This is a genomic window from Faecalicatena sp. (assembly GCF_058819085.1).
The window spans coordinates 1-22,770 of record NZ_JBZUUL010000037.1; the positions used below are offsets into that span (position 1 = coordinate 1).

Annotated in this window: 21 protein-coding genes; 19 read left to right on the top strand and 2 right to left on the bottom strand. The window is 43.8% G+C overall.

Translation table 11 applies throughout. The features are described 5' to 3' along the window. Nucleotides 1–26 precede the first annotated feature (26 nt). Both AC4OGX_RS16995 and AC4OGX_RS17000 read left to right on the top strand, forming a co-directional pair. Complete coding sequence (locus AC4OGX_RS16995) at nt 27–155, top strand: DUF4367 domain-containing protein (protein WP_493331944.1); 129 nt, start codon at nt 27–29, stop codon at nt 153–155. A 64-nt stretch (nt 156–219) separates the two neighbouring features. Further along, on the top strand, nt 220–735 hold the full coding sequence (locus AC4OGX_RS17000) for a hypothetical protein (RefSeq protein ID WP_493331846.1): 516 nt from the start codon (nt 220–222) through the stop codon (nt 733–735). Between the two features lie 240 nt (nt 736–975). Here the strand turns inward: AC4OGX_RS17000 and AC4OGX_RS17005 are convergent, their stop codons facing one another. Then, a complete protein-coding gene (locus AC4OGX_RS17005; RefSeq protein ID WP_493331847.1) occupies nt 976–1,218 on the bottom strand; it encodes a TIGR03905 family TSCPD domain-containing protein in 243 nt (80 codons plus the stop codon). 359 nt (nt 1,219–1,577) lie between these two features. Here AC4OGX_RS17005 and AC4OGX_RS17010 point away from each other — a divergent pair, with 359 nt between their 5' ends. From AC4OGX_RS17010 to AC4OGX_RS17085, 16 genes are all read left to right on the top strand, one after another. Continuing rightward, the gene (locus AC4OGX_RS17010) at nt 1,578–2,345 is read left to right on the top strand and encodes a hypothetical protein (protein ID WP_493331848.1); all 768 of its coding nucleotides are present in this window, start codon (nt 1,578–1,580) and stop codon (nt 2,343–2,345) included. A gap of 62 nt (nt 2,346–2,407) precedes the next feature. After that, entirely contained in the window at nt 2,408–3,757 is a 1,350-nt protein-coding gene (locus tag AC4OGX_RS17015) for a glucose-6-phosphate isomerase (protein WP_493331849.1), read from the top strand. Nucleotides 3,758–4,051: 294 nt separating this feature from the next. Then, nucleotides 4,052–5,251, top strand: a complete 1,200-nt coding sequence (locus tag AC4OGX_RS17020; RefSeq protein WP_493331850.1) for a PD-(D/E)XK nuclease family transposase — start codon at nt 4,052–4,054, stop codon at nt 5,249–5,251. A 57-nt stretch (nt 5,252–5,308) separates the two neighbouring features. Further along, entirely contained in the window at nt 5,309–6,187 is an 879-nt protein-coding gene (locus AC4OGX_RS17025; RefSeq protein ID WP_493331851.1) for a C-type lectin domain-containing protein, read from the top strand. Nucleotides 6,188–6,340: 153 nt separating this feature from the next. Continuing rightward, nucleotides 6,341–6,892 carry an FHA domain-containing protein gene (locus AC4OGX_RS17030; protein WP_493331852.1) on the top strand — a complete coding sequence of 184 codons (552 nt, stop codon included), beginning with the start codon at nt 6,341–6,343 and terminating at the stop codon, nt 6,890–6,892. A 183-nt stretch (nt 6,893–7,075) separates the two neighbouring features. Continuing rightward, complete coding sequence (locus AC4OGX_RS17035) at nt 7,076–9,343, top strand: hydratase (RefSeq protein WP_493331853.1); 2,268 nt, start codon at nt 7,076–7,078, stop codon at nt 9,341–9,343. Between the two features lie 215 nt (nt 9,344–9,558). After that, entirely contained in the window at nt 9,559–10,080 is a 522-nt protein-coding gene (locus AC4OGX_RS17040; RefSeq protein ID WP_493331854.1) for an RNA polymerase sigma factor, read from the top strand. A gap of 3 nt (nt 10,081–10,083) precedes the next feature. After that, nucleotides 10,084–12,162 (top strand): beta-propeller domain-containing protein, encoded by a 2,079-nt coding sequence (locus tag AC4OGX_RS17045; protein ID WP_493331855.1) that lies wholly within the window; start codon nt 10,084–10,086, stop codon nt 12,160–12,162. Between the two features lie 130 nt (nt 12,163–12,292). Continuing rightward, nucleotides 12,293–13,057 (top strand): TatD family hydrolase, encoded by a 765-nt coding sequence (locus AC4OGX_RS17050; RefSeq protein ID WP_493331945.1) that lies wholly within the window; start codon nt 12,293–12,295, stop codon nt 13,055–13,057. Between the two features lie 211 nt (nt 13,058–13,268). Further along, nucleotides 13,269–14,144: a 16S rRNA (adenine(1518)-N(6)/adenine(1519)-N(6))-dimethyltransferase RsmA gene (gene rsmA / locus AC4OGX_RS17055; RefSeq protein ID WP_493331856.1), complete on the top strand. Its 876-nt coding sequence runs from the start codon at nt 13,269–13,271 to the stop codon at nt 14,142–14,144. Between the two features lie 188 nt (nt 14,145–14,332). Then, entirely contained in the window at nt 14,333–15,712 is a 1,380-nt protein-coding gene (locus AC4OGX_RS17060) for a citrate/2-methylcitrate synthase (RefSeq protein ID WP_493331857.1), read from the top strand. Between the two features lie 8 nt (nt 15,713–15,720). Next, a complete protein-coding gene (locus AC4OGX_RS17065; RefSeq protein WP_493331858.1) occupies nt 15,721–16,653 on the top strand; it encodes an alpha/beta fold hydrolase in 933 nt (310 codons plus the stop codon). A 235-nt stretch (nt 16,654–16,888) separates the two neighbouring features. Then, nucleotides 16,889–17,035, top strand: a complete 147-nt coding sequence (locus AC4OGX_RS17070; protein ID WP_493331859.1) for a hypothetical protein — start codon at nt 16,889–16,891, stop codon at nt 17,033–17,035. Between the two features lie 413 nt (nt 17,036–17,448). Then, nucleotides 17,449–18,105 carry a GntR family transcriptional regulator gene (locus AC4OGX_RS17075; protein ID WP_493331860.1) on the top strand — a complete coding sequence of 219 codons (657 nt, stop codon included), beginning with the start codon at nt 17,449–17,451 and terminating at the stop codon, nt 18,103–18,105. Between the two features lie 203 nt (nt 18,106–18,308). Further along, nucleotides 18,309–19,430, top strand: coding sequence for an MBL fold metallo-hydrolase (locus AC4OGX_RS17080; RefSeq protein WP_493331861.1), 1,122 nt, complete (start codon nt 18,309–18,311; stop codon nt 19,428–19,430). Between the two features lie 12 nt (nt 19,431–19,442). Next, the gene (locus AC4OGX_RS17085) at nt 19,443–20,624 is read left to right on the top strand and encodes a substrate-binding domain-containing protein (protein WP_493331862.1); all 1,182 of its coding nucleotides are present in this window, start codon (nt 19,443–19,445) and stop codon (nt 20,622–20,624) included. Between the two features lie 226 nt (nt 20,625–20,850). Here the strand turns inward: AC4OGX_RS17085 and AC4OGX_RS17090 are convergent, their stop codons facing one another. After that, nucleotides 20,851–21,813 (bottom strand): LysM peptidoglycan-binding domain-containing protein, encoded by a 963-nt coding sequence (locus AC4OGX_RS17090; protein ID WP_493331863.1) that lies wholly within the window; start codon nt 21,811–21,813, stop codon nt 20,851–20,853. Between the two features lie 237 nt (nt 21,814–22,050). Between AC4OGX_RS17090 and AC4OGX_RS17095 the strand changes: the two genes are divergently transcribed. After that, nucleotides 22,051–22,734: a YczE/YyaS/YitT family protein gene (locus AC4OGX_RS17095; RefSeq protein ID WP_493331864.1), complete on the top strand. Its 684-nt coding sequence runs from the start codon at nt 22,051–22,053 to the stop codon at nt 22,732–22,734. The last annotated feature ends 36 nt before the right edge of the window (nt 22,735–22,770 follow it).

Sequence of the window (22,770 nt, forward strand, 5' to 3'; positions counted from 1 at the left end):
ACCAGGAGATAGAAGTAAAAGAGTATATAGTAAAGGATTCCAAAAAGAAACGGTATATTGCGAATTTTGAATATCATGATGTAAATTATCAACTAAAAGGCATAATGGAAAAGGCAGAAATTATAAAAATACTAAAGGATTTAAAATTTAATTAAAAATGACGTAAGTTTTTTGGGTTCAAATTGTTAACTTAATGTAAGGTAAAAAGGGGACTTAGTTATGAAAACAACTAAAGATAAAATTTTATCAATAATGTGTATTGCAATTACATTAATTGGAATGATAACATTTTCTAATTTGGAAGTTAAAGCTTCAGATAATGAACTTGAAAGATTTGATGGTTCATATCTGACAATAAAAGACAGTTCTAAAGGGACAACACATTCAGAAATTAGTACCCGTGGGAAATATCTTATGGATGGAGAATCATCTATAACAAAAGCTGGTCGGGGGAAAATTTATGTTTATGCATCAACGACATCAAATCAGGAGTCCGTTGATTATATATCTGCAATAATTTATGTGGATAGGTTTAACCCAAAAACTGATAAATGGGGGCAAATAGATAGCTGGCAAGTAGAAGATCATAATACATATTATGTTGCTACTAGTAAACTACTATCAGTAGATAGCGGTTATTATTATCGAGTACATGCTTCGCATTTTGCAGGTATGAAAGCTGACTATCCATATGAAGAGGCAACTTCCCTCACCGACGGAATCTGGATCGACTAGATAACAACTATTTTCATCCGTAGCCTCGCCTCTTTCTTGAGCAATTGAAGTAGCTGCCGATATTGTAATTACATAACAGGAGAAACTATTAACAAATTTTGATTATAGAAAAGACCTGTACCGAGAAAACACCACAAATTTTTTTAAAATGTATTACATCGGCAGCTGCTTCAATTGCTCAAGGACGGGCACTCAAATTAATATTGGTTCATGGAGATTTATATAAAAAAAGCAATCGGATTATTTTCCGGTTGCTTTTTTTAATGCCTCTGCCAGTTGGTCCGGGCAGGAAGTTTTTTTGAAACCACATTTAATTCCTTCTATTTTGGAAATGGCCTCATCTACATCCATACCGTCGATAAGGCGGGAGATTCCCTGGAGATTCCCGCTGCATCCACCAACAAATGCGACATTTCGTACTTTATTATTTTCAATTTCAAAATTTATCATTCTGGAACAGACGCCTTGTGGTTTGTATTCCATGATAAAATCCTCCTTTTTTTGTTGTTTAAAAACTATTAGCATTATATCAAAAGAAAATCATAAATGCCAGCTTAATTTCGTATGTCATTTTTCGAGTCATTTTCCAATAAAGTGACAGTAGTTTTCTGAAGGGGAAGTGCTTGGATGGATTTGGAGTATTTTGTTAAATTTAAGGATTAATGACACTATTCCATTCTATGTTTCTTAACTTCAGGATATTCCTGGCTGAAGTTAAAAATACTTTGATGTGGCGAATTATGTAGAACGGTTTTTGAGGCAAGTCCAGAAAAGTTGGGCTATAATAGGCTCACACCAAAAAAATGGTAGTTGTGGCACAACCAAAAACAGGAGGTCTAATTATGTTTAAAAACGTAGCAGCCGACACAAACATTATTCTCTATTTAATGATTGCGGTAGGCGTCATTGGGGTAGTTGCAAAAATAGTAAATCATCTTACCCTTCGTCGTATGGTAAAAGCGGCAGGCAATATGTCAAAGAGTACACACAAACTGATGAAACTTGTGCGGGCAAAATATGAACACGCATGTATGATACACGATAAGGTGGAAAATGTAGGAGCATTTGTAGAGAAATACATATATGAATACCGCGGATTTATTTTCCGGGTACACACCTGGAGACAGGTAGAGTTACAAGCAATTTGGTTTTCAGGGATCCTGGCCTTACTTGGAGCAGGCGGACATTATCTTGCACATGGATTCTGTGAAGGAATGTTCCAATATCTAGCAGCAGGTGCTGCCGAAATGATGGCTCTGTTCGTGATCAGACAATTATCTGACGAACCATACAAAATGAATGCAGCAAAGATTTATATAGTCGATTACCTTGAAAATGTCTGTGCACACCGTTATAAAAAGGTGAAACAGACGGAAAAGGAAAACATAGATGTAATCAGTCCGGAGAACGCTGGGGCAGCAAGGACAGCCACACAGCGGGAGGAACAGGAATTGTCCATTAATATAGAGGGTGAGCCGCGCAGAGTAGAAAAAGGCGAGGCCGCAAGACAGGTGATCAGACGCACAGTAAAGGAAAAGTTGGAGGAGGATGAGCAGCCTGCACTAAAAGAGGAGGCAATTCGCCAGATATTAGAGGAGTTTTTAGCTTGATTAAGATTTGCATATTTGGTAGAATTAGTTTGTAAAAAACGTTTAGAGAGGAAGGATGAACAATGGCTAATAAAGTTACATTTGATTATTCGAGAGCAGGTAGTTTTATTCAGGAACATGAGATGGAATATATGAGCGAACTGGCTGCACAGGCGAAGGACAAGCTTGTTGCAAAGACAGGGGCAGGAAATGATTTCCTTGGATGGATCGATCTTCCGGTTGATTATGATAAAGAAGAATTTGCACGCATTCAGAAAGCGGCAGAGAAGATTCGTGAGGATTCTGAGGTATTGTTGGTTATCGGAATTGGCGGTTCTTATCTGGGAGCAAGAGCTGCAATTGAGTTCCTTGGACATTCATTTGCCAATGTCGTAAGTAAAGACGTTAGAAAGTCCCCGGAGATTTACTATGTGGGCAACAGCATCAGCAGTAAGTACATAAAGGATCTGATGGACGTTGTAGGCGACAGAGATTTTTCCATTAACATGATTTCCAAATCCGGTACGACAACCGAACCAGCCATTGCCTTCCGTGTATTTAAAGAAATTTTGGAAAAGAAATATGGAAAAGAGGGAGCAGCAAAGAGAATCTATGCTACGACCGATAAAGCCAAAGGAGCTTTGAAGAATCTTGCAACAGAAGAAGGATATGAAACTTTCGTAGTACCGGACGATGTTGGCGGACGTTTTTCAGTACTTACGGCAGTAGGCCTTCTTCCGATCGCAGTCAGCGGTGCTGATATCGCTAAGCTGATGGAAGGTGCGGCAGCAGGAAGAAAAGAAGCATTGGAGAATGATTTTGCAGAGAATGGGGCAATGCAGTATGCGGCAGCCCGCAACATTCTGCTTAGAAAAGGAAAGGCGGTTGAGATCGTAGCGAATTACGAGCCAAGCCTGCATTATGTGTCTGAATGGTGGAAACAGCTTTATGGAGAAAGCGAAGGTAAAGACCAGCGGGGTATCCTCCCGGCATCAGTAGATTTGACGACCGATCTGCACTCCATGGGGCAGTTCATTCAGGATGGCAGCAGAATTATGTTTGAGACGGTTCTGAATGTAGAGACTTCACCGGCAGAGATCGTGATAGGCGAAGAGACGGTTGACCTTGACGGACTGAATTACCTGAAAGGCAAGACCGTAGACTTTATAAATAAGAGTGCAATGAACGGAACGATCCTTGCCCATACAGACGGCAGTGTGCCGAACCTGATGGTGACAATTCCGGAGCAGAATGAATTCTATCTGGGACAGTTGTTCTATTTCTTCGAATTTGCATGCGGCGTTAGTGGATATTTACTCGGCGTTAATCCATTTAATCAGCCAGGCGTAGAAAGCTATAAGAAGAATATGTTCGCACTTCTGGGTAAACCAGGATTTGAAGAAGAAAGAGAAAAGTTATTAAAGAGATTATAATAGTTTTTTAGATATTATATTGTATTTATAGAAGTTAAATAATTGTAGGAAGTTCTAAAAACAGGAATCTTAGAATCAGAGATTCCTGTTTTTTCTTTATAGTTTTTTTATTTGTATCACATGAAAATCTATGGTATTCTGAGAACATCAAACGGCAGGCGTTTCAGCCATATCACAGCCGCAAGAGTTCTCATTTTTCGGCGTTTCAGATTCGAAACAGATTCCGTGAATGAAAAAGGTTAGACAAGAGAAACAGGCAGGAAAAACAGAACGTAAGAGAAAGGAGCAGTGCCTATGCACAAAAAGTTAAAAGATTATTTTCCACAGATTCGGACCAGAGAGGAGGTATTGGATGATATTTACGGGAATCCGGTCTGTTCCTATCAATTTGCATCTTTTCCACAAGAATTAAAAGATGAAATTATAGATTTCTGTACTGGAGCCAGAGGGGTTAAGATGACATATGATTCCTTTTTCAAGGAGATACTAAGTCCTGAGATCCACCCAGAACGGCTGGAGGAACTTTTGTCCTTATTGCTTGAACAGGAAGTACATATCAAGCAGGTCTTGCCAAATGATTCTGTGCGCATTGCTGATGAGAGTACATTGTTAGTCACTGATATTTTGGTAGAGCTGGCGGATGGCAGCCTGGCAGATATTGAGATACAGAAGATCGGTTATGCATTTCCCGGACAGCGCGGAGCATGCTATTCGGCAGATTTGTTATTGCGGCAGTATAAGAGAATGAAAGGGTTGAAGAATAAGAAGTTCAATTATCGGGATATGAAAACGGTATATACAATTGTATTTTTCGAGAAGAGCACTGTTGAATTTCATGAGGCTGGCAGCCAATATATTCACAGGGCGAGGCAGGTGTTTGATACAGGGCTAAAATTAGATATGCTTCAAGATTACATTTTAATCCCACTTGACATTTATAAAGAACACAAGCAAAATGAAAGTATAGAAACTAAATTAGATGCATGGTTGAGCTTCTTGAGCGATGACAGTCCCGGACGGATCATGGAAATTATAGACAAATATCCTACTTTTCGGGAGATGTACGGAGAAGTATATACAATCTGCAGGAACATCGAGGGAGTGATGGATATGTTTTCAGAGGAATTGCTTGAACTGGACAGGAATACGGTACAGTATATGATTGAAGAGCAGCAGGAACAGCTGGATGCTTTAAAGAAGGAAGTTGAGGAATGGACTAAGAGGGCTAAGCAGGAAGAAGAGGAGGCCAAAGCCGCAGAGTATAAAGCCGAGCAGGAGCGTACAAAGGCCGAGCAGGAGCGGATAAATGCAGAAAAGGCCAAAGAAACCGAGGAGAGAACTCGTGAGGCTCTGGAATATGTTAAGAAGGAGGTTTTGGAGGCCAGACGGGAAGTGGAACGGCTGAAAAAGGAAGCTGCGGAGAAAGCTGTTTTGGAGAAGCAGGTGGAGGATCTCAAGCGAATGGTAGCGGATCTGCTGGATAACAGAAGATAACTATTGTGGATAAGTATACTGTAATGTGGATAACGAAGTAAGAGGAGGAATAAGGGGTTGAAAAAGTCAAGGAATCATAAGAATGTAAAGGTGGTTATTATTGCAGCAATTTGTCTTGCTTTTGTGATCGGTATCGGAGCAGGGCTGGGAGCCGGAAAATATTTTCTGGATAACAAGGAGCAGAAGACTCAGGCAAAGACAGAGAATGCAAAGCCGGGTGACTCTTCGCAGAGTGGAAGCGATGAGGTCAAAGGAAATGCGGCGGCGAAAGATGATGGGAAAACTCAAGGGACGGATGCGAAGCCAAATGACAGTACAAACAGTGACAGTACCGGAGACGGCAGTCTCAAAGAAGACGGTTCCAAGGGCAGCGCGGCAGAGAAAGAGAATGACGATTCTAAGGGGAACACCCAGAATTCAGACTCAAATGACCAGCCGCAGGGCAGCGAAAGCAGTACATATGATGCTTCTGCACCGACAGATGATACGAAAATCCATAGATATGAATTGATCATCAGCGATGTAACGTGGCAGGAAGCTTTTGCAGATTGTATTAATAGAGGCGGATATCTGGCAAGGATCAACAGTTCTAAGGAATATGAGGCAGTCAGAAAAGAGATCAGCCGGCAGAAGATGACGAACATTTATTTTCGGATTGGCGGCCGGCGTGACAGCCAGTCAAAGGATTATTATTGGGTGAACGAGGATAACAGGCTGTTTGGTGAAAAATTGAATTCAGACAGCAGCTGGTGTTCTGATGAGTGGATGAAGGGTGAGCCTAGCTTTCAGGATGGGGATCTGGAAGAAAGATATATGGATCTTTTTTTCTTTGACGGGGAAAAAAGATTTGTCTGGAATGATGTGCCGGATGATATGCTTGCAGCAGAGCCTGCTTATACAGGAAAGCTGGGATATATCTGCGAATATGAAGATTAAGTTTTGGAAAGTTTTAATGGAGAAGGGATATGACACTCCAGTAATTAATTAAATATGACAAATAAATTAAATAAGTATGACAAAAAGGCTACATTTGCTTGCTTCGACCGGGAAAATATAGTACTATAAACTCTTGAAGGAGTTGATTAACAAATGATGTACTGGATTATTCTGATTGCCCTGGCAGTTTTAATTTTGGTCACCATCATTGCTACGATCGTGACAATTGTTAAGGAACGAAAAGATTATAAGAGTTATGAGCTTGATGATGAAGACGAGATAGATGATGAGATAGAAGAGGATGATTATGAAGAGCGCCCGGTCAAGAAGCGCAAAAAGCAGGTATCCGGGGAAGCACCTTCTTCGGGCGGCAGAAAGCGGCGTTGGAAGATCATTCTGGAGAATACGGATACTGGAGAGCGTCATGATTTTATTTTCTATGATGCTGTTGGCATAGGCAGGACTACGAAGGAAGTTGCCTTTGAGGAATTCCTTCCGCTGCCGGATGACAGAAAAGTGTCGAAGGTCCACTGTTCGATCGTCAGAAGCAAGGATAAGCTGTACCTGAGAGATGAAGGCTCTAAGAATCATACATATTTGAATGGGAAAAGGATTCAGAAGCCGATCTTGCTGCAGAAAGAGGATATCATTTCCATAGGAGAGACAGACTTGGAAGTGATCAAGATTATGAGAGAGGCAAATTAGTATTCAGGGCAGTGTAAGACTGCTTGATTAGAAACTTATAAATCGGATCAGAAGGCAGTATCTTACCGGATGCTGTCTTTTTTGCTGACTTTTTTTGTAAGTCCGCTTATTTACATCCATTCTTTATCATGCTAAAATGATAAACAGTAACGATTTAAAACAGAAGGTTTAGGAGGGTATTTCATGATAAAGCTATATGAGAATGGTGTTTATCTGTTAAATGGCACCGAGATAGTTGAAGATACAGGCAATGTACAGGTTCCTTCTACAAAAGAAGAGGCAGCTAAGAATACGATTGCCTATGGGATTTTAAAAGCGCACAATACTTCATCTGATATGGAACGGCTGAGGATTAAGTTTGATAAGCTGACTTCCCATGATATTACATTTGTCGGAATCATTCAGACAGCCAGGGCATCAGGGCTTGAGAAGTTTCCGGTTCCTTATGTGCTGACGAACTGCCATAATAGCTTGTGTGCAGTAGGTGGTACGATCAATGAAGATGACCACATGTTTGGACTGACTTGTGCGAAAAAGTACGGTGGCGTCTATGTTCCGCCTCATCAGGCAGTTATCCACCAGTTTGCGCGTGAGATGCTTGCAGGAGGCGGTAAGATGATCCTTGGCTCTGACAGCCATACCCGCTATGGTGCGTTGGGAACGATGGCTATGGGCGAAGGCGGACCGGAGCTTGTAAAACAGCTTTTAAATAAGACTTATGATATCAAGATGCCGGGTGTGATCGGTATATATCTTGACGGAGAGCCTATGAAGGGGGTAGGACCTCAGGATGTTGCACTTGCGATCATTGGTGCGACATTTGGAAATGGCTATGTTAACAATAAAGTGATGGAATTCGTAGGTCCGGGTGTCAGCAGGCTGAGTGCGGATTTCCGTATCGGCATCGATGTTATGACAACGGAGACTACATGTCTGTCCTCTATCTGGAGAACAGATGAGAAGATCCGGGAATTTTATGATATCCATGGAAGAAGCGAGGAGTATAAAGAGCTGAACCCGGGAGCTGTTACTTATTATGACGGAATGGTTTATGTGAACTTGAGTGAGATCAAGCCTATGATCGCAATGCCGTTCCATCCAAGCAATGTATATACGATCGATGAGTTGAATGCAAATCTGGAGGATATTCTGCATGATGTTGAGAAGAAGGCTCTTGTGAGCCTGGATGGCGCTGTGGATTATTCTCTTCAGGATAAGATCGTAGATGGTAAATTTTATGTAGAACAGGGAATCATCGCAGGATGTGCAGGCGGTGGATTTGAAAATATCTGTGCTGCCGCGGATATTATCAAGGGAAGAAATATCGGACATGATGAGTTCACATTCAGTGTGTATCCGGCAAGTACTCCGATCTATATGGAGCTGGTGAAGAATGGTGCGGTTGCTGATCTGATGGCAGCAGGAACGATCGTTAAGACAGCGTTCTGCGGACCTTGCTTTGGTGCAGGTGATACTCCTGCCAACAATGCATTTTCTATCCGTCATTCTACAAGGAACTTCCCGAACCGTGAGGGATCTAAGCTTCAGAACTCTCAGATCGCCTCTGTTGCACTGATGGATGCCCGTTCCATCGCTGCTACAGCTGCAAACAAGGGATTCTTAACATCAGCTACGGCAATGGATGTGGAATATACAGGGCAGAAATACCATTTTGACAAGAGTATTTATGAAAACCGTGTCTTTGACAGCAAAGGAGTTGCTGATCCTAGTGTTGAGATCAAATTCGGACCAAATATCAAGGACTGGCCGGCTATGTCTGCACTGCCGCAGAATCTGGTCCTTAAAGTGGTCTCTGAGATCCACGACCCGGTTACCACAACGGATGAACTGATCCCGTCCGGTGAGACATCCTCTTATCGTTCTAATCCGCTTGGACTTGCTGAATTTGCACTTTCCAGAAAGGATCCTGCATATGTAGGGCGTGCAAAAGAAGTACAGGCAGCACAGAAGGCGATTGAAGCAGGAACCTGTCCGCTGGATGCTCTGGAAGAGTTAAAACCGGTGATGGCTAAGATCCAGGAGAAATTCCCGGAGGCCGGAGCGGGGAATATTGGGGTAGGAAGTACAATCTTCGCTGTGAAGCCGGGAGATGGTTCTGCACGTGAGCAGGCCGCGTCCTGCCAGAGAGTGCTTGGCGGCTGGGCAAATATCGCCAATGAGTATGCAACAAAACGCTACCGGTCCAATCTGATTAACTGGGGAATGCTGCCGTTCCTGACAGATGAGGATCATGAACATCTCTCCTTTAAGAATGGAGATTATATCTTTGTTCCTGACATAAGGGCCGCAGTTGAGGAGAAATCTGATACTGTGAAGGCTTATGTGGTTGGAGACAGTTTAATAGAAGTCAGCTTCCGCCTCGGGGAACTGACAGATGCGGAACGCGAGATTATCTTAAAGGGATGTCTGATCAACTACTACAGAGGATAATGCAGGGAAATATAGGATAGAGACCGCATAAGAGCGCATCGGGCAACCGGTGCGCTTCTTTTCAAAAGCAGGATAGAAGGAACTAAGAAATGTTGACCGCACACAAAGCGGCTGTTTCTCATGAAAAAAATAATTTTGATGCAACAAAACAAGTGGATTTATACTCTTATATATAAAGGTGACATAGCTTATCTAACAGGAGAGGAGGGGTGCAGATGTATGATTATGAGCATAGTTCGGAGCTGGCATTGATCAGGCGTGCACATAAGGGAGATGTGAAGGCTTTTTCAGAGCTGTATGCCCGTATTTATGTGGAATTATATAAGTTTGCATTGTATACGCTGAAGCATCCGCAGGATGCGGAGGATGCAGTGAGCGAGGCTGTGATTGCTGCCTATGAGAATATAGGCAGCCTTAAGAAGGAGGAATCTTTCAGAAGCTGGATTTTTCGGATTTTAAGTAACCAGTGCAGGAAGAGGTTCAGAGATGCAAAGCCATCTGAAGAACTTGAGCCGGATATGGCAGTAGAAGAAAAGGATTATGCCGGGGATCATGACGTACGTCAGGCATTCCTTTTATTGAGTGATGAAGAGCGTATGATCGTGGCGTTTTCTGTATTCGGGGGCTATCAAAGTGATGAGATAGGCAATATCCTGGAACAGAAGCCGGCGACTGTCCGATCGAAGAAGACACGCGCACTGGAGAAGATGCGGCGGGTTTTGGAGAAAGGAGTGTAAGATATGAGTTTGGTTGGGTCAGATAACAGACAAAAGGGAGAACAGAAAGAATCGCAGGCAACAGAGGAACAGTTTGAAAAGACATTAAAGGAAAGGGCAGCATTGGAGACCGAAAAACTGGAAGTCCCGGACTCCTTAAAACCGGAGAACATCGAAAAGATGTTGGAAGCAAGGGCGGGTAAGAGAAACGGGAAAAAGTACAGGTGGAAGCCTCTGTATACAATGGCAGCGGCAGCAGCATGCTGTGTTCTTATTATTGGAATTGCAGTGATTGGCGGACAAAGCGGCCAGAAGCAGAAGATGGATACTGCATCGACGAAAGAAGCCGGACAAACTGGAGGAAAAAAGGCAGTAAAGGAGAGCCGGATTGCGTCGGCAAAGGATTATGATGAGGTATATCAGTATATCGAGGCTGAGAAGAAGAGCCAGGAGGCTATGGCCAGAAGCTATGAGAGCGGGAAGACCGATGACGGTGCAATTCCCGAAAGTAGTTCAGAAAAGGCTGCTTTGAATGCGTCTGGTGCGGAGCAGTCTGCAAAAAGTGACAGTACGGCGGCTGATACAGGTTCCTCCTATTCTGATACGAATATCCGACAGGAAGGTGTCGGTGAGGGGGATATCGTTAAGACAGATGGAAAGCATCTGTATATTTTAAACGGGCAGAAGATTCAGATCGTAGATATTCAAAACAAGGAAATGGAGCAGCTCTCCACAATCCGTCTGGATGATGACCAGTTTATTTCCGAGCTTTTCGTTAAGGATAACAGTATGGTCGTTGTTTATACAAAGTCTGAATACGAAGATGGGCAGAATGGATATGACGGTATTTATAAGCAGTATACAGTTGCACAGACCTATGATGTCAGTGATCCGAGAAAACCGAAACAGGCAGGAAGTATCACGCAGAGCGGGAACTTCTATACGATGCGCCAGAGCGGGGACTATATCTATCTGTTCAGTAATTTTTATGCAGATGTGCAGGCAGCAAGGAAGGATACCGGCGCCTATATCCCTGAAGTTAACGGAAAGATGCTGGACAGCGGAAATATCCTTCTTCCGGTCTATGCCCGAGGGAACCAGTATACGGTAGTCTCATCCTTTTCTTTAAAGGATCCTGGCGAGAAAACGGACAGTAAAGCAGTTTTCGGCAGTGCGGGACTGATCTATGTGAGCAATAAAAATATCTACGCCTGTGAAGCATATTATGATTCCAATGATTCTGATGTAACCCAGACCTGCATCAGGAAGGTTGCGTATAAAGATGGAAAGCTGGATGCTGTGGGACAGACACGGATCGATGGTATCCTGAATGATTCGTTCAGTATTGATGAATATGAGGGGAATCTTCGTCTGGTCACAACCGTGAGCCCGACTGGAGGAGGTGCATTCCCGATCGTAATCATGGATGATGTTGCAAAGCTCGGAGACACAGCACCTAAGGACAGCAACACATTATACATTCTGGATGATAAGCTGGATGAATTAAGCAGAATCGAAGGCATGGCAAAGGATGAGCAGGTATATTCTGCCAGGTTTATGGGAGATACCGGGTATATTGTAACTTATAAACAGGTAGACCCACTCTTCTCAATTGACCTTTCCGACCCAAAGAAGCCTAAAGTGATGGGGGAACTTAAGATCCCAGGATTCTCCGAGTATCTGCACCCATATGGTGACGGACAGCTGCTTGGGATAGGGATGGATGTGGATGAGACGGGCACGACAACGAATGGTGTAAAGCTGTCTATGTTCGATATCTCTGATCCAAAAGATGTAAAAGAGGTCCAGAAGTATGTGCTCGAGGATATTTATTCTACGAATGTATCTTATAATTACAAAGCAGCACTGATCGATACTGACCAAAACCTGATCGGATTTTCTGCATATGGAAAGGGTCAGGAATATTACCTCTTCTCCTATGATGAAAAGAAAGGCTTTGAATGCATATTTGACAGGGAGCTGAACGGATATTCAGAGGGACGCGGGATATATTCAGGAGATACATTCTACCTGATCGCAGGGAATACGGTTGAGTCTTATACGATGGATGGATTTCAGAAGATCGACGATATTGTTTTATAAGGAAAGGGAGCGTGATTTTGGAAGCGCCGTGATCTGCTTCCAACAAGGAAGCAGTGAAGCGGACTGCGAATATCCGCTTTTGCAGGGGGAGAATAGTAAAGAAGAAGGAAAATGCACAGGAGGCAGAAGGATGATATTTGATACGCATGCGCATTATGATGATGAGCAGTTTCAGGAGGACAGAGAGGAGTTATTAAACTCTATGCATGAGGGAGGGGTCGGAACTATTGTAAATGTAGGGTCCGATATTGCCTCATGGGAGGATATCCGTGCGCTCGTTAAGAAGTATCCTTTCGTATATGGGGCTGCAGGGGTACATCCAGATGATGTGGGAGAACTGAACGAAGAGAATTTTGCACGTCTCAGGGAGATTTTAAAGGAAGATAAATTTGTGGCAGTCGGTGAGATCGGGCTGGACTACTATTGGGATAATGAAAGCCATGATACACAAAAGGAGTGGTTTATCAGGCAGTTAGGACTGGCCCGGGAACTTGGTCTTCCTGTGATCATACACAGCAGGGAAGCGGCCGCGGATACATTTGAGATCATGAAGGAATATGCAGACGGGCTGGACGGAGTGATCCATTGTTTTTCCTCTTCCGTGGAGATGGCCAGGGAATATGTAAAGAGGGGTTTTTATATTGGAGTTGGCGGTGTTGTGACCTTCAAGAATTCTAAGAAGCTGAAAGAGGTGGTGTCGGATATCCCATTGGAGGCAATCGTGCTTGAGACAGACTGTCCATATCTGGCGCCAGTGCCAAACCGTGGAAAGAGGAACTCTTCTATGAACCTGACTTATGTAGCTCAGACGATTGCGGATTTAAAAGGTGTCAGCTATGAGACTGTGGTAAGTAAGACGGAAGAGAATGCAAGAAGGCTCTATCATATGGATTAGAAACAGGCGGAGTTTCTTCTGTGCAGACTGGTTTTATGGACGGATACGCCCGCCAGGGCACAAGCTGCGGGATGCCCTTTGGGCATAGAATGATTTCATATATGTCCAGGATATTGTTCCGGATATTATATTTTACATTGTCGGAAAGACAAAAGTATATTATACTGGATAGATAGAAATGGTAATGAATCATTCAGACAGGGAGGAACTTATGAAGGAGCCAACATTAGGCAATCCACAGAATACAATTGCGGTTTTACAAAAGTATAATTTCGTATTTCAGAAGAAGTTTGGACAGAACTTTTTAATAGATACCCACGTATTAGACAAGATCATCCGTTCAGCGGAGATTACATCTGAGGATATGGTCCTTGAGATCGGTCCGGGGATCGGGACGATGACTCAGTACCTTGCACAGGCAGCAGGAAAGGTGATTGCCGTAGAGATTGATAAGGCGCTGATTCCGATTCTGGAGGATACTCTGGATGGATTTGAGAATGTGAGAGTACTCAATGAGGATATCTTAAAAGTAGATATTGCAGAACTGGCAGAGCGCGAAAATGGAGGCAGGCCTATTAAGGTGGTTGCAAATCTGCCTTACTATATTACAACGCCAATCATTATGGGATTATTTGAGAACCATGTTCCGGTGAAAAGTATTACAGTAATGGTACAGAAAGAGGTAGCCGATCGTATGCAGGTAGGACCTGGAACAAAGGATTACGGTGCGCTGTCTCTTGCAGTCCAGTACTATGCTAAGCCCTATATTGTGGCAAATGTTCCACCGAACTGTTTTATGCCCCGTCCCAAGGTGGGATCTGCGGTCATCCGGTTAGAGACATATGAGAATCCGCCGGTACAGGTTGCGGATGAAAAGCTGATGTTTAGAATTATCCGGGCGTCCTTTAACCAGAGGAGGAAGACTCTGGCGAACGGGCTGAAGAATTCGGCGGAACTTCATTTTACAAAAGAACAGATAGAAGAGGCGATCGAGCGTCTCGGCAGAGGTTCAAGCGTGCGGGGGGAAGCCCTGACGCTGGAAGAATTTGCAGCTTTGAGTAATGATCTGGGACGCAGTGTGAGTTAAGAAACACTGCGTTCCTTCTTTTTTTGAATAAATATGAGAAATCGAAAGGCTGACAGTATCCTGGAGATTTCTTTCTTTTATGGCAGTTCATAAATATTTAATAGACATTTCATTGTATAAAATCCACTTTTTTAGTATAATAGAAGGGTCAGACAAGTGAATTAGTAGAAGAGGAAGGGAGAGGTTTTATGGCAAGAGTACCTAAAGACATTGACAATATCTTTTTTGAAAACACTCCAAAGATTGAAGAATTAGCCCGGATATGTGAGGAGAACAATGCAATTGAAAAAGAGCTTTACACGAAATACGAGGTGAAACGCGGCCTGCGTGACTTGAATGGTAAAGGTGTATTAGCCGGACTTACGAACATCTCAGATGTGTGTGCAACGAAGATCGTGGATGGAAAAGAAGTTCCTTGTGCAGGAAACCTCTATTATCGCGGTTACAATATTAAAGATCTGGTAAAAGGATTTTTGGATGCAAAGCATCCGGGATTTGAGGAGACAGCATATCTGCTTCTGTTTGGAAGCCTTCCCAATGAGGCACAGCTCAAAGAGTTCCAGGGAATGATCGCAGAGAGACGGATGCTTCCGCCTAATTTTGTGCGGGATGTCATCATGAAGGCTCCGAGTAAAGACATGATGAATATGATTTCCCGGTGTATTTTGAACCTTTATACTTATGATGAGAAAGCAGATGACACATCGATTCCAAATGTGCTTCGTCAGTGCATGAATCTGATCAGCCAGTTCCCGATGTTAATGGTTTACGGATATCATGCATATAATTACAGAAGAGGCGAGGATCTGTATATTTATGCACCTTATCCTGAATTATCCACAGCAGAGAATATTTTGATGATGCTTCGTGAAGATCGGAAGTATACAGAGCTGGAGGCAAAGATCCTGGACATGGCACTTGTGCTCCATATGGATCACGGCGGTGGTAACAACTCTACATTCACCACACATGTTGTTACATCTTCCGGAACGGACACATATTCCACGATCGCAGCTGCGATGGCGTCACTGAAAGGTCCGAAGCATGGCGGTGCCAATGTGAAGGTGACACAGATGTTTGAGGATATGAAGAAGAAGCTTACTGACTGGAAAGATGAAGATCAGATCCGCCAGTACCTGACCGATCTGCTGGATAAGAAAGCATTTGACCAGAAGGGATTGATCTACGGAATGGGTCATGCTATTTATTCTGTTTCTGACCCAAGAGCCGATATTTTCAAGAAGTTTGTTAAGCAGCTTGCCACAGAAAAAGGATATGAGGAGGAATATGCTCTTTATGAGAAGGTTGAGCATATGGCACCAGAGATCATCAGTGAGAAGCGTAAGATGTACAAGGGTGTTAATGCCAATGTAGACTTTTACAGCGGACTCGTGTACGGCATGCTTGATCTTCCGCCGGCATTGTATACTCCGATCTTCGCGGCGGCACGTATCGTTGGATGGAGCGCTCACAGACTGGAAGAGCTTAAGAATGTGGATAAGATCATCCGTCCTGCATATAAACCACTCGCTCCTTACCGTGAATACATAAAATTAGAGGACAGGTAGAGGATAACATGAAAGATGAATTTTACTTCCCATCAAAAGATGGTAATACAGAAATCCATACAATTGAATGGAAGCCGGAAGGCGAAGTAAAAGCGGTTCTGCAGCTTAGCCATGGCATGGTAGAATATATTGACCGTTATGATGAATTTGCTGATTTTTTGTGTCAGCAGGGTTATTATGTAGTAGGCAATGACCACCTGGGGCATGGAAAGTCCGTCCAGAGCAAGGCCGAGTATGGTTATTTTAATCAGAAGTATGGCAATGCCTGTGTGCTTGGGGACATGCATACACTGCGGCAGCGGATTTCCAGGAAGTATCCTGATGTTCCATATTTTATGCTGGGTCACAGCATGGGTTCCTGCCTGCTTCGCCAATACATCCAGATGTATGGGAATGGCCTGGGAGGTGCAATCGTGATCGGGGTTGTAGCTGATAAGAAGCGTGCGGCTCTGAGACTGGGAAAGAGGATCTGCAGAATTCTGGCTGCTTTCAAGGGATGGCATTACCGCAGTAAGCTGATCGATAATATAGCCATCGGCAGTTACAATAAAGCTTTTAAACCAGCAAGGACCCGGGCTGACTGGGTTACAAGCGATCCGGAAAAGCTGGATGCATATGTTTCGGATCCTCTGTGTTCATTTGTATTTACTGTGAACGCTTATTACCATATGTTCTGCGGTATGCTCCAGATGCAGAAAAAGGAGAGTATTTATATGATTCCGAAAAATCTGCCTGTCTTAATGGCAGCAGGTGCAGAAGACCCTGCCGGAAACTTTGGAAAAGGCGTTAGGAAGATCTATGAGCAGTATAAGGCAGCAGGGATCAAGGATATCACACTGCGTCTCTATGCAGGAGACAGACATGAACTGCTGAACGAAACAGACCGGAAACAAGTGTATCAGGATCTGTATGAATGGCTGGAAAGTAAAAGGAAATCTTAATAAGAGTATAAGTTGAAGAGAACAGGCGGTGAAATCCCTGTTCTCTTTTTTTGCGAGCAAAAGGGTCAGACCCTTTTGCTCGTCATTTTCAGAATATTCTTAAAATATCCAAGACGAGAAAATGAGATAATAAAAAATTTCAGCCAGGGAAAGTTAGATTCTATGTTTTAGGTAAAGCGATAAAACGGAGGGTTTATGGAGAGAATAAAAGGTGTTTCAAAATGGAGGTGAGCAGATGAATAAGAAACAGCAGGAGGAAATAAACAGCCAGAAGAACCGGAATGAGTTCAATAGCATTACGGAAAAGAAAAAGCCGGAAAACCAAAACCAGGATCACAATGCCCGAAAGGAAGCTGTAGATGTAAAAATGAGACAGGTATAGAAAGTTTACAGGCAGGTGAGTTTAAGATATCATGTTTCAGAGACACGCAGAAGGCCCGGATAGTATCGGCTATCCGGGCCTCTGTTGTCTTTATAGTTATCTAAAGGAATGAGAGTAAAGTGCGACACCTTGGGTTTCCCCAAGATGTCTTTACTTTATGAGGGGGGAGATAGTTGTTTATCAACTATCTAAGTACAAGTATAAGAGATAAATGTGACCAAAGTATGTTGTAACTATTAAAGAAATCGAAAAATTATTATGAAATTCTTAAAATCTATAGCTGTGGGTATTATTTTGCAGAGTAAATAGTAAACATATCCGCTTTTTTAAAGGTCTGTTTTCCCTTTAATTGCAAAAATAGTAGTTTAATGGTAATATAGTTTTAATATTTATTGTAGATTAGGAGAATAACTTTGACGAGGAAATTTACCGGCGGTATGTCGGAAGAGATTTATCAGCATTTATTTGATATGATTCTTTCTCTGGAAATCAAGCCGGGGGATCGTGTACCGGAGGCGGAGATCGCGAAGCGCTTCGGTGTAAGCAGAACCCCTGTCAGGGATGCTCTGCGAGATCTTGCAGGTGAGGGGATCTTGAATATTTATCCCAACCGGTATGTAGAGGTTGCTACATATGATGAGCAGAGAGTCAGGGAGATCGGTATGACAAAGATTGTACTGGATCGCTTTGCAATTAAGGCAGCAGCATATTTTGGGAGCCGTGCAGAATACGACGGTTTGTATGTTTATGCCCAGAATTGTCTTGATGCAGCTAAGAATCACGATATGGCCAACCGTATCAAGGCAGACTCGGACTTTCACTACGAATTATGCAGGATAGGGAAGAACGGGACTTTGATGAAGATGGAGAAGACCATGCTGCTTCAGTCGGAGTTTTTACAGGCGGCACGTTATCTGGAGGCGGATGACCCGGACTGTCAGTATAATGTACATATCGGGGTGATAGAGGCACTTAAGGAAGGCGATGTAGAGAAGGGGCTGAAGTTGATCACCGAGCCGACAATTAAGTTCTATGAGTTGGAGAATATGCCTCCGTCTTTATACCTGTAAGAAAAAGAAAAGAAAACGAAGGTTTTACGGATTTTGTTGAAAGCGAACAAAATCCGTATTTTTTTTGCCTTGAATTCGAATATAAAATATACAAAATAACAAAATGGTATACAATCAATATAGATTGTATTGACTTTGCACAAAAATATGAGTATGATACAACTATAGACAAACAAATTGCACAAACGAAGGGAGGAATTGGTTTGGCAGAAAAAGTGGAAAGAACAGATGGAAGAGGTATCCTGGCCGGGGATTATTTGAACCAGAACAGAGCACTTACCAGGCAGGACTGGCTGGAGGACTGCTTTCCAGAATGGGGAACACTGCTCAATCAGGAAATCGAAGATATTGAGCTGGAGAAAGGTACAGTAGCAATCTGGTGGCTGGGCGGCCCCTCATGGATACTCAAGACAGATGAAGGAGGAATTTTCTTTATCGATGTATACTCAGGACCGTCCCATTATACACAATATTATTACTGCGGTGTGTGTAAACAGGCTGGAGCAGAGACGATCAATTGGATGAGGCTGAATCCGCAGCTGATCGATCCTTGGAAGTTCCGCCGTCTGGACGGCGCTTTTAGTACACATAAGCATCAGGACCACTGCGATCTGTATACGGTAAAAGCGGCCCTGCAGACTACAGACTGTATGTTTTACGGCCCTCCGACAACAGTCGAAAAACTTAAAACGTTTGAGGTGCCGGATGAAAGGATCACCACCACCATTGTGGGAGAATCCGTGAAGGTTCCAGGTGCCCAGGTCGAGTTCTGCATGAATTATGATGAGACTGTTATCAAAACCGGAGAAGGGACAGTGCCGGACCGTTATGAGAACTGTGCCACGAGTTTTTTGTTCAAGACCTCTGCAGGTAATATTATGTTTCTGGGGGATACATGGTACCATGATGGATACAAGGCGGTAGGGGATAATTACGATATTGACGTGGCAATCTTCGATATGGGAATGAATGCTCCTGGCGCTACAGACAAAATGTCTCCCTATGACTGTGCACGCCTCGGGGAAACTCTCAAGGCGAAGGTTTTGATTCCTGACCACTATGATAACTGGGCGAATACGGCAAGTGACCCGGATCTTCTGGTCAGCCAGTTTGAGCGGATCGTGAGTGAGAATACACCGCAGATTAAAACAGTGATCTTAAAGCCGGGAGCACGTTTTATTTATCCAAACGACCAGAACATAAAGAGATACCGTTATCCGAACCAGGGAGAAGGTTACAATGCAGCAAGATCCATTACTTACGGTGAATATGCGAGAAAATATGGAAACAACAAGAAACCTGACGATAAGGATGTAGATGTTTAGGAGGAAACGTTTATGAAAAAGAAATTACTTGTTTTCGTATTGGGATTGACGCTGACCGCAGGTCTACTGGCAGGATGCGGAGGGAAAAAGGAAGAAGCGGATGCAGAGGCGGGGAAGAAGACAGCTGACAGTAAGGGCGATGAGGCATCAAAGGATCAGGCGTCAGGCCAGTCCGCTTATGGAGATGTGAAAGCAGAGGGAAAGTATAAGTTCCATGTCATTGTGAAAAGCTACAGCTCTGATTTCTGGCAGGCCACAGTAAAGGGGGCAAAGGATGAAGCAAAGGTGCTTGGAGTAGACGTACAGTGCGATGGCCCGAATAACAGTTCTGATATTGCAGACCAGGTTCAGATGTTGAACAGTGCGATCAGCAGCAGCCCGGACGGTATAGGGATTGCGGCAAGTGATCAGGATGCATGTCTTGATGCGCTTAAGCTGGCTATGGAATCCAACATCCCTGTTGTATGTTTTAACTCAGGAATACCAAATGCACCACAGGGCAGCGTTTATGCAACGGCTACCACGGATAACTATGCGGCAGGAGAGATCGCGGCAGAGCATATGTACGATGCCATTAAGGATGAGATTAAAAATGCAAAGGCACCGGTCAGGATTGGGGAAGTGAATCAGGATTCAACCAGCGAATCCGTGATCCAGAGAGGCCTGGGATTTATAGACAAAATGACAGAGCTGTGTGAGGCAGACGGAAAAAAGGCGGCTGTCATCGGGAACGATAAATATGTTGCCGATTGTAAGGATGCAGGGGAGGAATCCTCCGCAGATGTCATAATCGAAGTCAGGGTTCCGGCACAGGCAACCAACGAATTGTGTGCAACAGAGGCCTCCGCTTTATTAAATGAAGAAGACCTGGTCGGGATCATGGGAACCAATCAGGAGACGACAGAAGGAATTCTGATTGCAAATGAAAACCTCAAGAAGCTTGGAAAGGATACTGCTGATGGTCAGATCATCGGCTGCGGGTTTGATTCCGGGTCAGCCATCGTAACGGCTGTAGAGAATGAAATTCTGTATGGTGCAGTCACACAGGCACCAAGATATCAGGGGCAGGTAACCGTTGACCTTCTGACGATGGCAGCAAATGGTGAAGAGGTAACAGATGTGGATACACCGGCTTATTGGTATGATTCCAGTAATGTCGATGATCCTGAGATCGCACCAAACTTAATTAAATAAGTGCAAAAAAACCTCCAGTGGAGGTTTTTTTGTAGTTTTTATAGTTATCTAAAGGAATGAGAGTAAAGTGCGACATCTTGAGCTTCCCCAAGATGTCTTTACTTTATGAGGGGGGAGATAGTTGTTTATCAACTATCTGAGTATTAGTATAAGAGATAAATGTGCATAAAGTGTGTCGTATCTATAAAAGAAATCGAAAAAATATTATGAAATTATAAATTTCTTATTATGAAATACGAATCGTGCTTCCGGCATAGATCAAATTCGGATCTTCGATGCCATTTAGCCGCTGTAATGTGCTGACTGTGGTTCCGAAGCGCTCTGCGATCCCACTCAATGTATCGCCAGGCCGGATGGTATAATAACGGGCCGATGGAGCACCGCCTTCCGGCACACGAATCGTTTGTCCCGGGTAGATCAGGTTTGGATCAGAAATCTGGTTTAGGGAAGCCAGAGTCTGGTAAGTGGTTCCATACCGTAAAGCAATCCCGCTTAAAGTGTCCCCCGGCTGGACGATATAAGTAATATAATCCTGGTCCGGCGGTGGAGGTGTACTGCCGTTCAAATGATTCAGCCCTGCATCCCGGATTATAGCAGGATAGTTCTCAAATGAGACATCCAGGTCCACATTTCCGCTGATACCGGGAACACTGCCCTGGGCAGTATACTGCCACATTCCGCAGTTGGTGTTATCAAATTGCGTATTGTAGTATGCATACCAGAGTGCATACCGGTCAGACAGACTTTCCGGAACATAATTATTCAAAAAGTTCCGGTTGCTGTAAAACATTGCAAAGTATCCTCTTTGTTCTACCCGATTGCAAAAGCTTTGGACAAATTGGGCAGCAAGGTCTCTTGTGACGGTAACGCCATTTTCTGCGGCGTAATTGACGGTTGCCTGCTCTATGTCATAGCAGACGGGGTAATCCAGGCGGTAACCAGAGACTGCATTGATACAGCCATCGGCCTCCTGCCGTGCAGTTTCCGGTGTCAGCGCATAGCAGAACCAATATACGCCGATGGGGAGCCCGATTCGGTTACACTCTGAAGCATTTCTTCGAAACTGCTGATCCAGGGTACCGAAGCCATATCCGGCGCGGATCATGGCAAACTGGTAGCCGGCAGCTTTTACACGCTCCCAGTCGATGATTCCCTGAAATTCACTGACATCAAGTCCTTTTATACTCATAAAAACTCCTTTACCATAGAATGGAGAACATGATCACTTTATTATATGAAAAATGAGGGAAAACAGTTCTTGGAGAGCTGCCTTTTGGACCGGAACGGAAACGAAGATCAACAAAAACGAGGATCAACAGAAAGGGGGTTCAGAAACTAGAAACAGAAACCAGAATACCGATTGAATAATCATGCCCGGGAAGATATAATACTTATACTAATGTTAATTTGTATGGGGGATATCAAGATGGAGAATGCCAAGGGAAAGAAAAAGGAACAGTTTGCCTCCGATACTTCGCAGAGAGATGCGAAGGGCTGGGCAAAGGCACTGGTCATACTGCTGGTGGGACTGACGATCGCACATTTAGGAGTAACGCTGTTTTTGCTGTCGGAACTGGGGACGGATACTTTTACGGTCTTCATACAGGGCCTGTCACGGACAGTACATTTGACTGTGGGGACAGTGCATGTGATCGTGCTGTGTATTCTGATGGTGATCATGCTGGCAGCGACGAAGGGATATGTAAAGCCGGGGACGGTCGTGTGCGCGTTCTGCGGTGGACCGATCATTGATCTTTTCACATGGATGTTCGGTGGATACATCAATGGGGATGCGGCTATGCCGGTCCGGGTGGTCAGCATGGTTTTGGGATGTGTGATTTTATCGGCAGGAATGTCCATCGTGATCAATAGCAATGCAGGGACAGGGCCGAATGATCTGGTGGCGATCATTTTATCGGATAAGATCGCATCCGTGGAATTCAGATGGGTCAGAGTTGGTTGTGATCTTTTCTTTGTTGTGCTGGGCTTTTTGCTTGGAGGGACAGTGGGAGTCGGAACGATTGTGGCTGTTTTCCTGACAGGTCCTTTCGTGCAGTTCTGGCTGCCCAGGACGAAACGGGTAGTGCAGGGGATCCTAAGAGAAGAGTAAGTACATAGATATATACATAGGGAGATATAGGATGAG

What these genes read in the sequence shown, in the direction of transcription:
- AC4OGX_RS17000 (WP_493331846.1), top strand. Translation starts at nt 220, where the DNA reads ATGAAAACAACTAAAGATAAAATTTTATCAATAATGTGTATTGCAATT.
- AC4OGX_RS17005 (WP_493331847.1), bottom strand. Translation starts at nt 1,218, where the DNA reads ATGGAATACAAACCACAAGGCGTCTGTTCCAGAATGATAAATTTTGAA.
- AC4OGX_RS17010 (WP_493331848.1), top strand. Translation starts at nt 1,578, where the DNA reads ATGTTTAAAAACGTAGCAGCCGACACAAACATTATTCTCTATTTAATG.
- AC4OGX_RS17015 (WP_493331849.1), top strand. Translation starts at nt 2,408, where the DNA reads ATGGCTAATAAAGTTACATTTGATTATTCGAGAGCAGGTAGTTTTATT.
- AC4OGX_RS17020 (WP_493331850.1), top strand. Translation starts at nt 4,052, where the DNA reads ATGCACAAAAAGTTAAAAGATTATTTTCCACAGATTCGGACCAGAGAG.
- AC4OGX_RS17030 (WP_493331852.1), top strand. Translation starts at nt 6,341, where the DNA reads ATGATGTACTGGATTATTCTGATTGCCCTGGCAGTTTTAATTTTGGTC.
- AC4OGX_RS17035 (WP_493331853.1), top strand. Translation starts at nt 7,076, where the DNA reads ATGATAAAGCTATATGAGAATGGTGTTTATCTGTTAAATGGCACCGAG.
- AC4OGX_RS17040 (WP_493331854.1), top strand. Translation starts at nt 9,559, where the DNA reads ATGTATGATTATGAGCATAGTTCGGAGCTGGCATTGATCAGGCGTGCA.
- AC4OGX_RS17045 (WP_493331855.1), top strand. Translation starts at nt 10,084, where the DNA reads ATGAGTTTGGTTGGGTCAGATAACAGACAAAAGGGAGAACAGAAAGAA.
- AC4OGX_RS17050 (WP_493331945.1), top strand. Translation starts at nt 12,293, where the DNA reads ATGATATTTGATACGCATGCGCATTATGATGATGAGCAGTTTCAGGAG.
- rsmA (WP_493331856.1), top strand. Translation starts at nt 13,269, where the DNA reads ATGAAGGAGCCAACATTAGGCAATCCACAGAATACAATTGCGGTTTTA.
- AC4OGX_RS17060 (WP_493331857.1), top strand. Translation starts at nt 14,333, where the DNA reads ATGGCAAGAGTACCTAAAGACATTGACAATATCTTTTTTGAAAACACT.
- AC4OGX_RS17065 (WP_493331858.1), top strand. Translation starts at nt 15,721, where the DNA reads ATGAAAGATGAATTTTACTTCCCATCAAAAGATGGTAATACAGAAATC.
- AC4OGX_RS17070 (WP_493331859.1), top strand. Translation starts at nt 16,889, where the DNA reads ATGAATAAGAAACAGCAGGAGGAAATAAACAGCCAGAAGAACCGGAAT.
- AC4OGX_RS17085 (WP_493331862.1), top strand. Translation starts at nt 19,443, where the DNA reads ATGAAAAAGAAATTACTTGTTTTCGTATTGGGATTGACGCTGACCGCA.
- AC4OGX_RS17090 (WP_493331863.1), bottom strand. Translation starts at nt 21,813, where the DNA reads ATGAGTATAAAAGGACTTGATGTCAGTGAATTTCAGGGAATCATCGAC.
- AC4OGX_RS17095 (WP_493331864.1), top strand. Translation starts at nt 22,051, where the DNA reads ATGGAGAATGCCAAGGGAAAGAAAAAGGAACAGTTTGCCTCCGATACT.